Below are 17,811 nucleotides of genomic sequence, written 5' to 3'. Positions count from 1 at the left end.
TCTCTATGCACACAGTCGTACTTCACTACGGCATTATTGTTGATTTTATACGTCTCACTGAATAGATTACGTGTAGCACAAGTGTTTGGTTTCAGATACCTATAGTATAGGCTCTACTCAAAAAAACGATGCAAGTACCTGGCAGAGGAAGACCTATCTAGCGTTGGGCGGCGAGGGCCAGCAATATTTCTGCGTACCCTGCAAACGCAGCGTAGGGTCCGGCAAAAGGGAATTCCCTGGTCAGTAGTTGAAGTTTTTCCAACGTATAGCCATGGCGGACCAGGCTGCGTAGCCAGATACAGGCTTTTTCAATGCGTTGCTGATCTCCGGGGCGCACAGGTTGTCCCGGTAGGCCACGACCGTAGTTATAGCGGCGCGCCAGTTCCGGGTCCAATTGATAGGCATGGAGCAGGGGTATGACAAATAGTCGGAGTGCGGTATTATTGATGGCTGGTTGAAGGTAGGTAACGAGCTGTTGCTCATCCAATGCTGTGGCTGCACTCATAGCTTGCAGTAGCGTACTGCGCTGCTCCAGTGCAACTCGTGTGGGATGGATTAGCCGAGCCTGCGTATCGAGCTGGATTTCAGCCAGCGTACCCAGGATGGTCATGCCATAGCCGCTGCGGCCTACCCAACCATCCATAGTAGCATTCTGAGATTGAGCTGCTCGTTCTGTAGCGGGTAGCTGCTGTCTCTCCATGGCCTGCTGGCGTGTAATGGGCCAGCGCAACCAGATGCGTGGAGGACTGACGAGTGGATCTAAAAATAGAAGCTCGCGGTTGGTGGCGAGCAAGGCCTCGATAAAGGCCTCCTGTTTTTCGCGCCGATTATTCCCGATAATCCAGCTATCGATGATGCCGGCTTTCCTATATGCATGGTGGCGCATCTTCCACTCCTCAATATCCAGGGGAGCGCATTGAAACTCGATGGCCCATTGTTGTCCATTGGCGTGCTCTAAAAAGACATCAGCGATGCGATTCGGCTCTGGTAAACGTTTTTCTAGCGAGATGGCGGCGTGAGGATATTGCTGGCGTAGCCATTGCGCCAGCACCAGTTTGCCTTGCGCATGGCGAATTGACTCTGCCTCTGTACTCCACTCGCATTCGCCCTTCTGATGTGCAAAATGCACCTGCGTGCGTTTTTCAGCTCCACCACGTATATGGACAACGCCGCGGCAATTGGGGCAATGCAATTGATGATTGCGTGACCACTGCTGGAGCTGTGAAAATGGTGTCTCGCCAGCGATCACCGTGTGCTGATCGGGACCATATGCGACAAGCATAAGCTGTTCCTATCATTGGTGCACGAGAAAATGTCTATATTAGACTTATTATAGCACCTGCCTGTGAGACTTTTACGATTGTTATGTCACAGCGACAAAAGCTTTCAATTAAGTACTTTTTGTTATGTCATACATAAATATGCAAAATACGCAAATTTTAAAGAGACTTGTTTTATAATATACATATTCAGGTGCGATCACCGGCTTTAGCAGTGCGCCTGACTATAGATTTAGAGCTCAAGGGTATGATGCATGCTAGACTTACAAAATATCGCAGTGGTCGATAATCACTGCCACCCGATTTTGCTTGAGCAGCAGATGGATGTGTTACGCTTTCGTAGCTATTTTACCGAGGCGACGCATCCCGACTTTGCGCAGAAGCATGTGCATCACACGGTCTATTACGTCTGGCTGCTGAGGCAACTGTCGACTATCTATGCCTGCCCGCCAGTTGAAGAAGAAGTGCTGGCTGCACGCAATCGTTTTCAGGGGACGGCATTATTGGCACACCTGGTGGGTGCGGCTAACATCGATACGCTGATCTTAGACATTGGTCATCCTCTTCCAGAGCAATGTTTCTCTCCCCAGGCGATTCAGCAAGCTGCAGGCTGTCGGACGGCTCACATGCTGCGTTTAGAGACATTGATGGAACGGCTGGTGATTGAGCATAGCGAATTTGATACAGTAGTGGAGTTGTTCAAACAGGCGCTACAGGATTTGCGTGGACAGGGTTATTGTGCTCTCAAAAGTATTGCTGCGTATCGTTGTGGGCTTGAGATTCGTGAATGGAGTAAGGATGAGGCGGTAGTAGCTTTCGGGGAGGCACGCCAGATTGTACAGCGTCAGGGGACGCTGCGCCTGGTACAGAAGCCGTTAATTGATTATCTTTTGCATTGTGCCTTTCGGCAGGCGGCGCAGCAACATATGCCTATACAATTCCACACCGGTTATGGAGATAGCGATACCGATATGCGGCTGGGTAATCCTTTGCATTTGCGCGCAGTTTTGGAAGTGAGCGACTATCAGACGATGCCGATCATCCTACTGCATGAAAGCTATCCCTATAGCCAGCTTGGTGCCTACCTGGCGGCGATCTATCCACACGTTTATTTTGATTTGTCGTACATGATTCCAATGGTGGAGAAGTTAGAGATGTGTGCATTTACGCGCCAGGCTCTCAGTGTTGCGCCCGCCAGTAAACTCATGTATAGTTCAGATGGCATCCATGTTCCTGAGATGTACTGGGCTGGCGCGGTTCGTGGACGCGCTATCATCGGACAGGTATTGCAAGAAATGATCGCAGCTGATGAAATTGATCAAGAGCAGGCATACCTGTTTGCGCGCCTCATTCTACGAGAGAACGCATGTGCGGTGTATAAATTCTAATGTACAGGCACGCTGTGGCGACGTACCACGCACATCTGCTAAGGGAGATATTCTGTCATGATTGATTCCTCACTAAGGAATTTTCGTATTGCTGTCTCTGCGCTTATCTTTAATGAGGGACAGATTTTATTGGCGTTACGCCGTGATATAGGGTGGTGGAATCTGCCAGGCGGAGGAATGGAGGTTGGCGAAACCGTTGAAGATGCGGTACATCGAGAGGTGCTCGAAGAAACCGGCCTGGAGATCGACATTGAGCAACTGGTCGGCGTATATTCAAAGCCACAGAAACAAGAGGTTGTTTTGACCTTTCGCTGCCATGTGATAGGAGGAACCCCGATGGCCACGGAAGAGTCCAGTGAGTGTCGCTACTTTGCACCTACCGATCTTCCGCATAATATGCTACCCAAGCACCGGCAGCGCGTTGAAGACGCTTTGTTGCACCAGGAAAAGGCTGTTTTGCGCAATCAATTAAGTCGTACTGAGGAAGATCAACGTTTATCGTTAGAATAGGTTACCTGGTTTTTCTTTGCTTGTCTCTTTTTGGTAGTGCGCAGGCGTGTAGAGGATGGGATGTGAATGACATTGCTATTGTGATATTTCTATGCTAGAGGAGTAAAATGGAATGTCAGCTGTAACACCATACGATGTGATTATTATTGGTTCGGGTCAGGCGGGCGGACCTCTGGCGACAGCGTTTGGGCAGGCGGGGAAGAAGACGGCGATTATTGAACGCGAGCATGTTGGCGGCACCTGTATTAATGAGGGGTGTACTCCCACAAAAACAATGGTGGCTAGCGCTCGGGTTGCTTATTTAACCAGGCGTGCTGCTGACTACGGTGTTGAGACGAGTGGATCGGTGACTGTGGATATGACGGTTGTGCGTAAGCGTAAACGTGATATTGTTGAGAGTTTTCGCAATGGTAGCCAGCGTCGCCTGGAACAACCTAAAAACGTAGATCTATTGATGGGCGAGGCTTATTTTATTGAACCCAGAGTCATTGAGGTCCGTTTGCGTAATGGTGAACTACGCCAACTGAGAGGTGAAATCATTTGCCTCAATACAGGTGATCGCCCGGCAACTCCTCGCATAGAAGGCATTGAGCAGGTTCCTTATCTGAACTCAACCACTATTATGGAATTGGATCAGGTGCCCGAGCATTTACTGGTCCTGGGCGGCGGTTATGTGGGATTGGAGTTTGCCCAGATGTTCCGGCGTTTTGGAAGCCAGGTGACCGTTATCCAGCGTGGCACACAGTTATTGTCGCGCGAGGACGCTGATATCGCGCAAGAAGTCCTTAAAATTTTGCGCGAGGATGGCATTGAAGTCTTATTAGAAAGCTCGGCAAACAGCGTCAAGAAGAGTGCGGATGGGCATATCCAGTTAACAGTACGCACTTCCGAAGGTGAGCGCACTCTTACCGGCTCACACCTGCTGGCCGCCGCCGGTCGCGTTCCCAATTCTGATACGCTGCATTTAGAAGCTGCTGGTATCGCAACCGACCAAAAAGGTTATATCCAGGTAAACGATCGCCTTGAAACCAATGTGCCTGATATCTATGCCCTGGGTGATGTGAAAGGTGGTCCCGCCTTCACCCATATCTCCTACGACGACTTCCGCATCCTGCGCACCAACCTGATCGAGCACGGCAACACCAGCATTGCCAATCGCCTCCTGCTCTATACGGTCTTTATTGATCCCCAGCTGGGTCGTGTTGGTATGGCTGAGACCGAGGCTCGTCAGCAGGGGCGGCATATCAAGGTTGCCAAAATGCCTATGAGCTATGTTGCTCGTGCCCTTGAAGTTGATGAGTCGCGTGGCATCATGAAAGCTATCGTCGATGCTGATAATAATCAGATACTGGGAGCCTGTATTCTGGGATTGGAAGGAGGAGAAATCATGGCGATGCTCGAAATCGCTATGCTTGGCAAACTTCCTTACACTACCCTGCGCGACGGCGTCTTTGCACATCCTACCCTTGCCGAATCCCTTAATAACCTCTTCAGTTCTTTTGAATCCTGAAGCAGATAAGAATTAAACAGGTAAGAAACGAAGCAGCTAGAGGGGAGCCTCTCTAGCTGCTTCGTTTCTTATAGTTTTAACAGCTTAGTGAGCTTGTAAGATTACCGCGTCCATTGCGGGAATCGTTAGCTGATCTTTGACCGTTGCGCCATCCAATAGCGAAGTGTAGGTTCCCTGGGGAAGAGTAACTTGCCGGGCCTGTTGTTGGTGGTTCAGCAGGAAGTAGACGCTTTCACCATTCGTGGTGATACGGCGTGTAACCTCGATGTCGCTATCAATGGACAGCAGCGGCTGGACGTTCGCCTGCTGACAGATCTCATGTGCTAGCTTACCGAGAAACTCTTGACTGCTCTGCGTGGCCAGGTAGTAAGCGTTGCCATTGCCGAACTTGTTGACGGTTAAAGCTGCCTGGTTAGCATAGTAATCCTCACCAAAGGTGCCCAGGGCCTGTGCCCCATCTGTATGCACCAGCTCTCCCCATACTTCTGCGGGATAGGTACCGGCCAACGTACCTTCTTTGATGATCACTTTATTGTTCATGGTTGGCGTCAAGGGATCAAACTCTTCGACGTGGATGCCCAGCAGTTTGCGTAGCTTGCCCGGATAGCCGCCCAGGGCAACATGATTATTCTCATCAACGATTCCACTAAAGAAGGAGGTCAGGAGATTTCCGCCTTGTTTTACAAAGTTCTCTAGATTGTCGGCGACGCTGGGACGCAGCATATAGAGCAATGGTGCCACCACTACTTTATATTTGCTCAAGTCGCTTTCAGGCTTGACAATATCGATGCTGATATTCTGCTGGTGGAAGGCATGATAGTAGCGGCCAACAATCTCCATATAGTGCAACCGATCGCTAGGCCCTGGCAGGTATTCGACCGCCCACCAATTCTCCCAATCCAGCAGGATTGCTACCTCTGCCTGTGTGCTGGCCCCGGCCACGGTCGATGAGAGTTTTGCCAGCTCCGCACCTACCTGAGCAGCCTGCCGAAAGATGCGATTATGCTCATTCCCCTCATGGGTGACGACGGCACTATGGAACATCTCGGCACCGGCTTTAGATTGCCGCCACTGGAAGAACAGGATACCATCCGCGCCATGGGCGACGCCTTGTAGTGAATGCAGGCGCATCTGACCGGGACGTTTGTGTGGATTCTGCGGTTGCCAGTTGACCTGGCTGGGACTCTGTTCCATCACTAGATGAGGACGACCAGCTTTGGCAGAGCGCATTAGATCGTGGTGCAGTGCATTCCAGGATGGTTCAGTGCCGGGCGCCGGATACATATCAAAAGAGACGATATCCATGTGTCTGGCCCAGTCATAGACGTCAACGGGCTTGAACGCCACCATCAGATTGGTGGTCAGAGGGATATTTGGAGTGATGGCGCGTAGAATATCTTCCTCGATGCGATAACAACCAAGTAGCGAATCATTCATGAAGCGCCAGTAATCGAGGGTCTGGCCGGGATTATTTTGTGCCGGGCTGATACGCGGAGGGAGGATATCTTCCCACTCATAGTAACGCTGACTCCAGAAGTTGGTTCCCCAAACCGTATTGACTGCCTCCAGTGACTTGTAGCGCTCCTGTAACCAGATGCGGAAAGCCTTGGCGCAATTATCACAATAGCATTGGCCTGTATGGCAACCATATTCATTGTTGAGATGCCACATCTTTAAAGCTGGATGTTTAGCATAACGTTCCGCTATGCGTTGTACCAGTGCTGCGCTTTTGCGGCGGAAATCGGGGCTATTGGGACAATAGTGCTGACGTGAGCCATGGGACATGCGTACTCCCTCGCGGGTCATCGGTAGCATCGATGGATAGAGGCGGCTCATCCAGGTGGGCGGCGAGGCAGTCGCGGTCGCCAGATCCGCGGCGATTCCATGCTCATGCAATAGATCCATAATACGATCCAATTGCTCAAAGTGATAGTGTTCTGGCTTTGGTTCAAGCAGGGCCCAGGAAAAAATATTTATCGAGACCATATTGACGTTCGCCAGTTTCATCAGACGCATATCTTCCAGCCAGACATCTTCTGACCATTGCTCTGGATTATAATCACCACCATACAAGATGTGACCTGGTAATGGATGTTGCATAACTCACTACTTCCTTAAAAATAGAAAAAGATTGACACCATTATCTTATGCTTATCTGAAGCAGGCAACTTGAATAATTGGTGTATGCCGCGTATATAGGACTGCCATCATTAGCCGAGAGAGTGGATGGACCGTTTCTCTTAGCACCAGATTCCTTCTGCTTGTCAACGAAGAGGCGGGAGATAACTGGTACGGCCACTTTAGCAGAAAGTGGTGCTTGTGGCAAGGTCACTTTTCCATGAGAATAATATCAACTTTTCCGAACGGTTCTTATCAGAAAGATTTCGCCGAGAATCATAGTCTCTTAATCGCAGTATCAAAGGCTCTTAGTTAATCTGGCTGGATAAGCAACACGAAAGATGACGCGCGTCATCTTTCGTGTTGCTTGCTTGTCAGGTTGTTTTATGCGCATCCCTACAACTTGCTGTTAGAGGTTAAATAGCCAGAGATGTGCTCCTGGGATTAGTATAATAAATCGGGATGTTTCTGTAGCAGAGATGCGGCCAGCGTAATAGATTCCCAGGTCGGAACCCAGAGCTGGCGCTGGCGTGGAAGCTCATGCTGCTCAATAATGGTGGCCCCTTGTTGCAGAATACTCTCTAACGTAGGTTGCTGCAGCAAGGCTGGCCAGAGGTCAGGGCTAATACATAACAGACCTTCGGTTGTCCCGGGATGAGTAACTGGTTGCAAAGTCCGGGCAAAGAATAAACAATAATACGTGTAAGGGCCTGTAGGCAATCCAGGGCGTAAAGGAGTATAGGGATATAAATTACTTTGGCACTCAAGTAGGAAGGGAGGAATGGCATCAGTCGATGTAACAGCATACTGCTCACCTGTATCTATTTCATGGAAATACGTAGAAGGTGGAGATAGCAACTGAAGCTCAACTTTAAGTTTTTCCTCAGCTTGCCGCAAGGCGCACTCCCAGATCGTTTCTCCTTGTCTCTGATCCCCACCCAGGCCCCTGATCCGGTATGCGGAGGTCTGATTATTTCCCTTTGGAGAGGGAAGGTAGTCAGTATTGAGCCTTACTATCAATTGACCCTGTTGTAGCAGAATGACGCCAGCGCAAAAAGGCTGATTGGTCGTAAGGTGTCGCAAATCAATACTTTCCAGGCGTGAAAATGTCATGTCCTCTGCTCGGCTTTCTCATTTTGACTGGAGTGTATCGCGTAGTGCATTTTGGAGTGCTCGCTCAACTTCGGTCATCATGCGTGTAGAAAGTTGGGCGGCCCATTCATCATCCCATATGCCTTGCTCTTGTAGGATGTGCTGACATCGCACCAGAGGATCAAAGAGCTTTCCTGCGTTGGATTGAGGAGGCGCATACTGTACTCTATTGGAGAGATCTTTTCCATAGGGAAGTAGTACAGCCGGTTGAGAGCGGGTAATCGCCATTTCTAGAAACGTCGGGCCATGTCCCTCGCGTGCATATTGCATTGCCTGACGCATCGCAGTGTAGACAGCGACAATGTCTGTGCCATCAATCCGTTGATAGGCGATTCCTGCGGGCAGTGCGTCTTTAGGTAGGCAAGAGGGGGGAAGGGAAGTGGCAAAGTTATCTGTATCCCAAATCTGAGTGCAATCTTGTTCACAGATAAAAACCACGGGTAGCGCATGTTGGGCGGCAAAGCGCATCCCTTCTGCAAAATCAGGTTCCTTTGTGGCATCATCGCCGCAATAAGCAATCGTAACTACCGCGGCCTTACGAAGTTTGCTGGCAAAAGCGATGCCAGCGGCATGTAACAACTGGGTAGCGACAGGCGCCGGACCGGTAATGGTATTGTGTTTCTGGTAGCCCCAATGCTGAAAGGACGGTTCTGCCCCCTTTTTGTTGTTTGTCTGTTGTTGACGTTGGAAATGCAAGCATGTCCGAAAAACCTCATAGGGAGTCATACCGATGGTTAGAACTACTCCCAGGTCTCGGTAATAGGGTAAAGTAAAATCTTGCCCGACCTCAATACAGACCGCGCTGCCAACCTGAACTGCTTCATGCCCACGACTGCTGGTAACAAAATCGATGTATCCCTGTGCGTATAACCTCCATGCGCAATCATCGACGATGCGAGTTAGGAGCATCTTGGTGTAGAGATCCCGTAAAACTGCTGAAGATGGAGCTATGCTCGTCATTTACTGATACATCTCTTTTAGATACCCATGATCTTCTCTGCCATCAACCAGTATTTCGCTGGTGAGACATGTTCCGATGAAAAAAAATAGTTAGACACATTATAGTGCTCAACCAGAGAGAATGTCTAGTATGTGCTTTCCTTTGCCTGTCGAATAGTGAAAAAAGGAGTGATTATTGCTTTTCAAAGCCATCAACTATTATAATGGTGTTGTGATTTATTATATTAGGAGTATCGATGAAGCCTACAGCGTCAACGCAGACAAATATGTGGAGGCATTAGTACAAAAATGACAACGAATCTTCGAGCTACAGAGACAGAGACGCCAGCAAGGCCGCTGGATGTCGTTACGCTCTATCGCACCATGGTCACCGCCAGGGTCATTAATGACTTACTGAAAACACGTAAAACGCAGGGACGATTCCCTTTTTACATTGGTTGTGCCGGGCATGAGGTGATGGCTGCCGTAGTTGCGGCTCTGAACGAAAATGATTGGCTTGCGCTATATTATCGCGATTTAGGTGCCTGGTTACAACGGACCGGTGATGTGTATGGGCCTTTGCGAGAGGCCTATTCGCGTGTAACCGGGCCAATGAATGGTGGCCGCAATATGCCAGCACATTATGCCAGTAAGCAGCATCGAATTCTTCCAGGTATGAGTGAAGTTGCTGGATTATGTCCATTTGCAGGTGGCGTTGGTTTTTCTTTAAAACAAGACAAGAGTGATTCTTTAATTTTGTGTTCCACTGGCGACGGTGGGGCAGCAACAAATGATTTTACTGTGTTGTTCCGACAGGCTGGTATTCATCGTCTTCCTATTTTGATGGTTGTTGAAGATAACGGTTGGGCCATCACCCAGCCTGGCGGAAATCAATGGTCGGGTTCATTGGCCGACTGGGCTAATGCGGGCAATGTGTACGCTGAAGAGGTCAATGGTACTGATGTGATTGCGACCTATGAGGCGACCTGTCGTTTGGTTCAGCATATTCGTTCGGGCAAGGGACCCGCTCTTATGCATTTACGCCTGGGTCTTCTTGATCCGCATTCAAGTAGTACCGATATTCGTTCGTATCGTACAAAAGAAGAGATTGAGCAGACAACAGCGACCAAAGATCCAGTGAAGAACTTTGGTCGTTGGCTTATTGAGAAGGGGCTATTGCAAGAGGCCGATATTGAGCGTACGCGGAAAGAGATCCGAGCTCAATTAGAGAGTGTCGAGCAGGAGATCCTGAAAGAGCCTGAGCCTGGCCCTGATCGCGTGCTTGATCACGTGATAAACATACCCGAGTGGCGTGAGAATACACCGCGTGGGAATCGGCGTACACTGACCATGCTGGGAGCGATCAATGAGGCGCTGGTTGAGTTGGCGCAACGCGATCCCGGTTTCTTCGTGTATGGGCAGGATGTTGGAAGCCCTAAAGGGGGCGTCTTTGGCGCGACAGCTTCGCTGGTCAAGCAACTTCCTGGCCGCGCGATTAGCAGTCCGTTGAATGAGCAAATGATTGTGGGTATTGCCGCCGGAGCAGGCTTGCGCGATGGGAAGGCTCGCTGCGCTGAAATCCAGTTTGTGGATTATCATCAATCCGCCACGCAGACGATTCGACTGGCTGCACGCATTCCTTACCAGACAAACGGCAACTGGAATTCCCCATTGCTGATTCGCACCAAGTCTGGTAGTGGTGGTGGCGGTCCGATCTCCAGTAGTACCGCTGGCGGTGGTGCCTATGGGCACTCCAACACAGGTGAACAATGGTTTACTAATATTCCAGGCATGATTACTGTCTGCCCCGCCTCGCCATTTGACGCTAAGGGTCTGCTTTTAGAGTCGGCGCGCGCGCAATCGCCGGTAGCTTTTCTGGAGCGTGGGCGTCTCTATCGCTCTGAGCCACCGAAAGATGCTGATGGTAAGATCATCCCTGAGATGGCCGAATACTGGAATGTACCCGAGGGCTATTATACATTGCCTATTGGCAAGGCTCGGCGTCTGCGTTTTGGTAAGGGACCTGTGAGCGTCGCGATTATCGCCTGGGGTACGATGGTCCTGGAGTCCTGCACAGCGGCTGTCAATATGGCCAGGCGTTCTGGCGTCAGCATTGAAGTTGTAGATTTGCGCACTTTGGAACCTTTTGATAAAGAGGCCGTAGCAGCGGCCGTCAAAGAGGCCAATCGCGTGATCGTCGTAACCGAAGAGATCGACCTGACCAGCTTTGGGCGCCATCTTCATTCCTGGATTGTACAGAATTGCTTCTATGATCTGGATGGCACACCTGCTTTCTTAGCAGCAGTTCCCGCTCCTCCGTCGCCCTATAGTGCGACTGAAGAAGAGAACTTCTATCCAACCGCTATGACCATTGAAGCAAAACTCAGCGAACTGTTAGCTGAATAGCTCCAGCAGATAGCTTCATGAGAGGCCATTGCTCGTTGCCTATCTGGCAACGAGCAATGGCCTCTCATGTTGTAGGCAATAATATGCCAGACAAAGCGCCCCGTACGGGCGAGCGCATGCGCATAGCATCATAGGTGCTGACGAGCATGCCGGGGGATGACGAGCATGCCGGGGGCATGATCTCCTCCTCCTCCTTGCCTCAGCTTGAAGGCACGAAAAGTATGGTTCTCAGGCACACGCTGAATTCTTTTTGGCTGGATTATCTATCAGGGAAAAGAAGAAAGATGAAGATTTGTCATATATGGCTCGACGAATTGAAGAAACTATGTTACACTGCGTTTACATATATAGGTAGCAAATACAACGTTCTACGTTGCGAAAGGCAGGCGCGGAATGGCAACGTGTACATTTTGTGGAACTAATGTAACTGGTAAGAAGTTTTGTCCTGAGTGTGGTAATGCTGTGCAGCCAGCAGCCGAGATGGCCGCCGCTGTTCGACACTGCCCTCAGTGTCAGGGTGAGGTGCGCGCAGATGCGTCTTTTTGCATGCATTGTGGTGCGTCATTGAAGGCTGCGGCAGCTTCCATGACTCCACCTCCACCAGCGACTCGCCTTTGTCCAGCGTGCCATACGCAAGTTGGGTTAGAAAGCGCGTTTTGTACGCAATGCGGTCATGATATGCATTTGCCGGCCCAATCCTCGGGTCTGCAATGCAGACAGTGCGGCCATATGAATGCAGCCAATATGAGATTTTGCGGTAGCTGTGGTACGCCGCTGGGTAATCAGTCAGGGCAATACGCTCCTCCTGTTCCTAATCCTACTTACCAGCAGCAGCCGTATGCGCAGCCATATCCACAACAGCCTCAGCCCTATGGGCAGGGTGGCTATCAGGCGCAGCCAATGCTTGGGCAGCAACCGCTTGTCCTGCATTGTCCAACCTGCATGGCGATGGCACCGGTCGGCTCAACAAACTGTGTCAGTTGTCGAACCAGCCTGGTAGGTGTTGTGCCAACGCCCGCTACAATGCCCATGCAGGGCCAACAAGGGGGAATTGGCGGTTTTATGCAAGGAAATGGCGGTAAATTCGCCATGGGGGCGTTGGGTGGGGCTGCCGCAGTTCTGGGTGGCGAAATGTTGATGCATGGCATCGAAAATCAAATTGAGGAGAACATTGGTCTGGGTGGTCATCATCATCATCATCGCCGTGATGATGATGATGGAATGTTGGGCGGCCTGGGTAGACTGGCTGACGATATCGGCCTGATTTAATCTTCCTTTTTTGGATGGAGTGTGCTCATTGTCACTCCATCCACACCGTTCGCACCGCTGCTCGCGCGCTCATTTGAACTGATTGACTCGCTGGTCAAGCTTGCGGCTTTTCTTCCTATTCCGTTTGTTTCCTGTTGCGGCAGCCTGCTAAACCGTCTATAATACTGCGAGTAATCTAAATTTGTATGCAGGAAATCGAAGAACAGCTAAACTATCGGAATTTGTATCAGTATTTTTTTTGATCAGGTACTACAAGGAGATCGGGGCACTCTTTTCACATATGAATGAGGCTCTGTGCCCAATTAGCGAATGAATTACGTGCGAACAACACTACATAATGGACTACGCCTACTTACCACTCATATGCCTGGTATGCGCTCCGCGAGTATCGCTTTCTTTTTTAATGTTGGTTCTCGCTATGAGCCAGAGGATATCTCTGGTGTTTCTCATTTCATTGAGCATATGCTTTTTAAGGGTTCGCAACAATATCCAAGTGCGAAAGCCATTTCCGATGCGATTGAAGGGGTGGGTGGTAGTTTTAATGGGAGTACTGGTAAAGAGCTTACCAACTATACTGCCCGTGTGCCCGGTGAATATTTATCGGTGGTGCTGCAGGCTATGGCCGATATGATTCGACGCCCACTTTTTGACCACGCGGAAGTGGAGAAAGAGCGCAGCGTCATTATTGAGGAACTGAGCGCCACCCAGGATGATCCACAAGAGTGGGTCAATCTTTTAGCTGACGAGGTAATGTGGCCTGGCCTGCCTTTAGGGCGGGATGACGCTGGTTCGATTGAGGTTGTTTCGCGTATACAACGCCAGCAAATGCTGGATTACCTGAGTACCTATTATCGGCCAAATTCCCTGGTGCTCAGTGTAGCGGGCAATATTGATCACGAGCAAGTTATTGAGCAGGTAAAACGGTTATTTGATGACTGGGAGCCTGCGGATCATCCCCTCTGGAGTGAAAGTTTTCCTCCCCGTGGTGTTCCCCCCGTACGCATGATTCAAAAAGATACGGAGCAGACAAATATTTGTTTAGCGACGCTTGGAACTGCGTATGCCTCCTCGGACTATTATCCTCTGTTGCTCATTAATGGTATCCTTGGTGATGGAATGAGCTCACGTCTTTTCCAGTCGATTCGTGAAGAGCAAGGCCTGGCCTACGATATTGGGAGTTATATTAATAGTTATTATGAAACTGGTAGCCTGGTTGTAAGTGCCGGGGTTGATCCCTCGCGGGCACCGGCGGCTGTTCGTGCGATCATTGCTGAACTTACCCGACTGCGCCAGGAGCCAGTACCTGCTGATGAGATGCAGCGAATAAAAGCGTATGTTCGAGGTGGCATTCTGCTCGGTTTAGAAGGAACTCAACAAATGGCTTCCTGGTTGGGAAGCCAGGAATGCCTCTATAACCGCGTGTGGAACGTGGACGAGGTAATTGCAAAGGTGGATGCTGTCACTGTTGAGGATATACAGCGTGTAGCGCGGAACTGCTTTGCCCCTGAATGGCGTCGTCTGGCGATTATTGGGCCAGATTCTCCCCATCGGACTGAGCAATTTAAAAAATTGCTCGCAGGTGCATAAGCGGGAAGAGGAGACCAAGTTTTATGGCACAAATAACGCTTCGTGATTATTTGCAAGAGATCGAGGAGGCAATTAGTTCGAAACGCGTCGATGAAGCTCTTGCCAGTTGTCAGTACGTTCTGGCTTTTTTCCCGGAATCGCTTGAGGCGCAGCGTCTTCTTGGTGAGGTATATCTGGCTCAAGGTAAATTGGAAGATGCGCAACAGGCCTTTGATTGGGTGTTGACCAATGATCCTGAAAATGTAATTGCTTATTGTAGTCGCGCGCTTGTGAGTGAGCGCATGTCTGATTATGATACAGCATTGGATTGTTACCAGCAGGCGTATGAACTAAGTCGGGGTAATGGGCAGATTCGCCAGGCATTTAATCAACTGAGTGAGAAGGTAGGGCAGCAGGGTTTTATGTTCTCGCGTGCAGGCCTTGCGCGTCTCTATATGAGAGGTGATTTGCTTACTCAGGCGTCCCAGGAATGGGATGTCGTGCTCTCGATGTCTCCCGATCGTCTGGATGCGCGCACTGGTTTGTTGGAAGTCTACTGGCGGCAGGGTTTTTATGATCGGGTCACCCAGGTTGCAGGACAGATTCTTCAGGATGTGCCGGGATGCATCAAGGCGTTATTGTTACTGGCCTATGTGACGGCGCCACAGGATATGCTGCGCTCACAAGAGTTAATCAAGCAGGTGGAAGCGCTGGATCCGGATCTGGTGCTCGCTCATGATTTATTTGCCGACCACCTGGCAAAACAGACTGGTGACCCTTTCCTTAAATTATTGAGCAAGTCTCCTGCAACGCTGGGCGCAGCCGATTCAGCAGCTAAATTAGCGTCATCTCAAACAGCGGATGCTTTTGCAGAATTAAATATTGCAGGCGCCTCGGTTTCCGCGGATGCTTTATCTTCCTGGGGCAGTAATGCGAGCTGGAACAATGATGAAACGCTGGTGAAGCCGCGCTCAAATCAAGGTCCGCCACAGGATGATATTTCATCAATACCTTCCTGGATGTCTGAAGATCTCACGCCCAATGGTTCTGGCGCTTCACATAGCGGAACCTCTTCCAGGGATAGTGATGTCTGGAGCGCGCCTGCTCAGCCGCAGCCATCAGCGGCCAATGTGCAGTCCGATCAAGCTGAGCCCTGGCAACTGTTGCAAAACGCTTTGAATAGTATTAGTCCCGACGTAGTCAAACAGGCCTCTGATCCTGGCCTGGAGAACTCCAATGCTGTATCCTGGCCGAGCATGAGTGGAGTTGGCTTTGTTCCGCAGCCTTCGGAGTCCACTGCTTCTGAGAGCCAGGATACAGACTTTCCTGCTGGTGACCAGTTTGGACAGGATGCTGGCCAATCATGGTCATTTGCTATTCCTGAAGAGGCAAAAAGCAGCACAGCGGTTCCCGCCTGGTTAAATATGCTGACTCAAGATGAGCATCAGCCATCGCAGCCAGATCAACCAGTGGCCGAGGAGCCTTCTGTAGAGAAACTAGCTGTAACTGAGGATGCTTTAAGTGCGGATCCTGTTGTGCAGGCGCCTGCTTCTTCAGTATTACCACCAACGGCACCTCCTGCTCCATCTCAAACTCCTGCCGAGGCCACAAAAGCCGCCGAGGCCACTCCTGAGCGGGCTCGTACGGCGCAGTCTGATGAAGAAGATGTAGAGGAAGAATCACTCTTTGGTCCAGATTGGCTGAAATCTCTCGGTGCGGCTTCCCTGGATGGTACTGGTGAGTATGACTTCTCTGAATTAGCACAGCAACAGTCCGGCGACATTTCACAGCAACAGGAGGCTGCGGCAGCCTCTACTGAAGCTCAAGCTCTTCGCTCTGAAAGTCCTGCTCCGACCCAGAAGAGCAGCGGTGCATCATGGGAACTGCCTTCGACCCAACAAAAGAGCAGCGGTGCATCATGGGAACTGCCTTCGACCCAACAAAAGAGCAGTGGTGCATCGTGGGAGCAGCCGAAACAACCAGTTGTGCAGCCAAAGGCGCAAGGTTTCCATGATCCTTCCTGGCTGTTGGAATCTCCATCCCAGGCTCAGAAGAAGCAGAGCAGTCCAACATGGGAGCAGGCGCCGGTTGAGGCACAGCCGGAGGCTCGTGCCGCGTCCAGGGAGCAGTCACAGGAGCAAGCGCCAGCGGCTGCTGCATCTGCGGAGTCTGCATTGAATCAGCTGGTTGAAGAGTCACAGAGCTCTCCCACTGAAAACGATCCCTGGGCTGCCTGGCAGGCGGCTTATGCTCCGTCTCAGCTACCACAACAACCAGCTGAGAGCCAGGATTATTGGTCTTCATCACAGGCTAATCGTGGGTCCGAAACATTTGAGCAGCCTTCCTGGATGCAGCAATTAAGCCAGAGCAGTGCCTCCTCATCCAGTCAGAATTCCGCTGCAACATATGAGGAGCCTACTCAGCAGTCCGAGCCTTCCTGGCACGATGTGCAATCTCAGGCACCTGCTTATGCAGAGCCTCTACAGTCAGAAGAAAGCTCGTCAGCCGCAGAGCCTGTTCAGCAGCCGGTGGAAGATCCCTGGGCCATACTAAATCGCCAGGCGCAGTCGCAGGCAATCGATTATAATTGGCTGGCGCAACTGGCTAGCGGCACGCAGCAGCATGCGACCACACCAGCAGCACAGGAGGAGCCAGTACGTGAACCTGTTGTCAAGCCAGAAGATAGCCAGCAAGCCAGTAATGAGCAAAATCTGGTCACTACTCTGGAGGAGTTAGAGCAGAAACTGCTCTCACGTGGTTTTACTCCACTCGAACCAAATTCGCTGGCCAGCATTGCTCAGACCCAGGAAAATGGGCAGGCAGTAGCAGAGCAACCGCAAGAGACGGCAGACAGTGCCAGCAATTCACCCTCTGCTGAACCTGATTCATCCCTCTCTTCTGTATTGGCGGAACTGGGACATTTCTTTCCTCGACCAGCCGAGCCGACTTTGGTTGAGTCGCAGGCTCCATCTGTCGAGCCATCCTGGCTAGCCGCTCTAGGTACGGTCCCGGCGGCGGATAGTACCTCTGTTTCAGAGGCTCAAGTTTCTAGCCAGCCAGCCGCTGAAGCTGCACAGCCGCCCGTGATGCCACTGCAGCCTGAATCCGTGCCGGCGCAGCCGCCTGTGACGCCACCGCAGCCTGCTGAAGCAGCAGCTTTCCAGCCATCGGATAGGGCAGCCATAGAACCTGCGGCACCTGTAGCGCGTGCGAATCCCTTGTTAGATAGCGAGCTAGAAACTACAATGAAGCGACCCGCTGTACGTTTACAGCCTATGCAGCGTACAACTACTCGTGAATTGGGCAACGCTGCCACAAACCGTAATCATGGCAGTGAGAGAACGGGACAGCGTGCTGCCGACAACGGTGGCAACATTAGTCATCGTGAGCGCTTGATTAGAGGTTACCAGGCTCAATTAGTTGGGGATTTTGACAATGCGATGCAAGAGTATCGCGTGATTATCAGGAATGCTCCTGAATTGCTTGGCGAGGTCGTTAGTAATGTTCGCGCTTTGCTGAAGCTGGCACCTAACTATTCTTCTGGATATCGCGTCCTGGGCGATGCATATATGCGCCAGGGAGAGTACTTACAGGCGATGGAAGCGTATAATAAGGCGCTGACAATGGCTAAGAAGGCAAAGGGCTAAGATCGGTGATGTGTGGACACATCATC

General features: G+C 50.8%; 11 protein-coding genes. 7 read left to right on the top strand and 4 right to left on the bottom strand.

The window, feature by feature from the left end:
* Window positions 1–157: 157 nt before the first annotated feature.
* A complete protein-coding gene (locus tag JMI88_RS19800; protein WP_201363673.1) occupies window positions 158–1,282 on the bottom strand; it encodes a competence protein CoiA in 1,125 nt (374 codons plus the stop codon).
* A 252-nt stretch (window positions 1,283–1,534) separates the two neighbouring features.
* Here JMI88_RS19800 and JMI88_RS19795 point away from each other — a divergent pair, with 252 nt between their 5' ends.
* The 3 genes from JMI88_RS19795 (at window position 1,535) to JMI88_RS19785 (ending at window position 4,688) form a co-directional block, all read left to right on the top strand.
* Entirely contained in the window at window positions 1,535–2,668 is a 1,134-nt protein-coding gene (locus JMI88_RS19795) for an amidohydrolase family protein (RefSeq protein ID WP_201363672.1), read from the top strand.
* A 57-nt stretch (window positions 2,669–2,725) separates the two neighbouring features.
* Entirely contained in the window at window positions 2,726–3,178 is a 453-nt protein-coding gene (locus JMI88_RS19790) for an NUDIX domain-containing protein (RefSeq protein WP_201363671.1), read from the top strand.
* A 112-nt stretch (window positions 3,179–3,290) separates the two neighbouring features.
* Window positions 3,291–4,688: a mercuric reductase gene (locus JMI88_RS19785; protein WP_201363670.1), complete on the top strand. Its 1,398-nt coding sequence runs from the start codon at window positions 3,291–3,293 to the stop codon at window positions 4,686–4,688.
* Between the two features lie 84 nt (window positions 4,689–4,772).
* Here JMI88_RS19785 and JMI88_RS19780 read toward each other — a convergent pair whose 3' ends face one another.
* From JMI88_RS19780 to JMI88_RS19770, 3 genes are all read right to left on the bottom strand, one after another.
* Window positions 4,773–6,788 carry a beta-galactosidase gene (locus tag JMI88_RS19780; RefSeq protein ID WP_201363669.1) on the bottom strand — a complete coding sequence of 672 codons (2,016 nt, stop codon included), beginning with the start codon at window positions 6,786–6,788 and terminating at the stop codon, window positions 4,773–4,775.
* Window positions 6,789–7,250: 462 nt separating this feature from the next.
* Window positions 7,251–7,919: a hypothetical protein gene (locus JMI88_RS19775; RefSeq protein WP_201363668.1), complete on the bottom strand. Its 669-nt coding sequence runs from the start codon at window positions 7,917–7,919 to the stop codon at window positions 7,251–7,253.
* Between the two features lie 18 nt (window positions 7,920–7,937).
* Window positions 7,938–8,918: a thiamine pyrophosphate-dependent dehydrogenase E1 component subunit alpha gene (locus tag JMI88_RS19770; protein ID WP_201363667.1), complete on the bottom strand. Its 981-nt coding sequence runs from the start codon at window positions 8,916–8,918 to the stop codon at window positions 7,938–7,940.
* A 288-nt stretch (window positions 8,919–9,206) separates the two neighbouring features.
* Between JMI88_RS19770 and JMI88_RS19765 the strand changes: the two genes are divergently transcribed.
* From JMI88_RS19765 to JMI88_RS19750, 4 genes are all read left to right on the top strand, one after another.
* Window positions 9,207–11,303 carry an alpha-ketoacid dehydrogenase subunit alpha/beta gene (locus JMI88_RS19765; RefSeq protein WP_201363666.1) on the top strand — a complete coding sequence of 699 codons (2,097 nt, stop codon included), beginning with the start codon at window positions 9,207–9,209 and terminating at the stop codon, window positions 11,301–11,303.
* 393 nt (window positions 11,304–11,696) lie between these two features.
* Window positions 11,697–12,572 (top strand): zinc ribbon domain-containing protein, encoded by an 876-nt coding sequence (locus tag JMI88_RS19760; protein WP_201363665.1) that lies wholly within the window; start codon window positions 11,697–11,699, stop codon window positions 12,570–12,572.
* A gap of 318 nt (window positions 12,573–12,890) precedes the next feature.
* A complete protein-coding gene (locus JMI88_RS19755; protein ID WP_201363664.1) occupies window positions 12,891–14,159 on the top strand; it encodes a M16 family metallopeptidase in 1,269 nt (422 codons plus the stop codon).
* A gap of 23 nt (window positions 14,160–14,182) precedes the next feature.
* Entirely contained in the window at window positions 14,183–17,785 is a 3,603-nt protein-coding gene (locus JMI88_RS19750; RefSeq protein WP_201363663.1) for a tetratricopeptide repeat protein, read from the top strand.
* Window positions 17,786–17,811: the final 26 nt, after the last annotated feature.

The sequence above is a fragment of the Dictyobacter formicarum genome, from assembly GCF_016587435.1.
Note: the sequence above shows the minus strand (reverse complement) of the source record. Positions and strands in the feature narration are given on the sequence as shown.

Bases quoted from the DNA above. Each gene is read 5' to 3' on its own strand.
- JMI88_RS19750 (WP_201363663.1), top strand. From the start codon at position 14,183: ATGGCACAAATAACGCTTCGTGATTATTTGCAAGAGATCGAGGAGGCA.
- JMI88_RS19780 (WP_201363669.1), bottom strand. From the start codon at position 6,788: ATGCAACATCCATTACCAGGTCACATCTTGTATGGTGGTGATTATAAT.
- JMI88_RS19765 (WP_201363666.1), top strand. From the start codon at position 9,207: ATGACAACGAATCTTCGAGCTACAGAGACAGAGACGCCAGCAAGGCCG.
- JMI88_RS19790 (WP_201363671.1), top strand. From the start codon at position 2,726: ATGATTGATTCCTCACTAAGGAATTTTCGTATTGCTGTCTCTGCGCTT.
- JMI88_RS19760 (WP_201363665.1), top strand. From the start codon at position 11,697: ATGGCAACGTGTACATTTTGTGGAACTAATGTAACTGGTAAGAAGTTT.
- JMI88_RS19770 (WP_201363667.1), bottom strand. From the start codon at position 8,918: ATGACGAGCATAGCTCCATCTTCAGCAGTTTTACGGGATCTCTACACC.
- JMI88_RS19785 (WP_201363670.1), top strand. From the start codon at position 3,291: ATGTCAGCTGTAACACCATACGATGTGATTATTATTGGTTCGGGTCAG.
- JMI88_RS19800 (WP_201363673.1), bottom strand. From the start codon at position 1,282: ATGCTTGTCGCATATGGTCCCGATCAGCACACGGTGATCGCTGGCGAG.
- JMI88_RS19795 (WP_201363672.1), top strand. From the start codon at position 1,535: ATGCTAGACTTACAAAATATCGCAGTGGTCGATAATCACTGCCACCCG.
- JMI88_RS19775 (WP_201363668.1), bottom strand. From the start codon at position 7,919: ATGACATTTTCACGCCTGGAAAGTATTGATTTGCGACACCTTACGACC.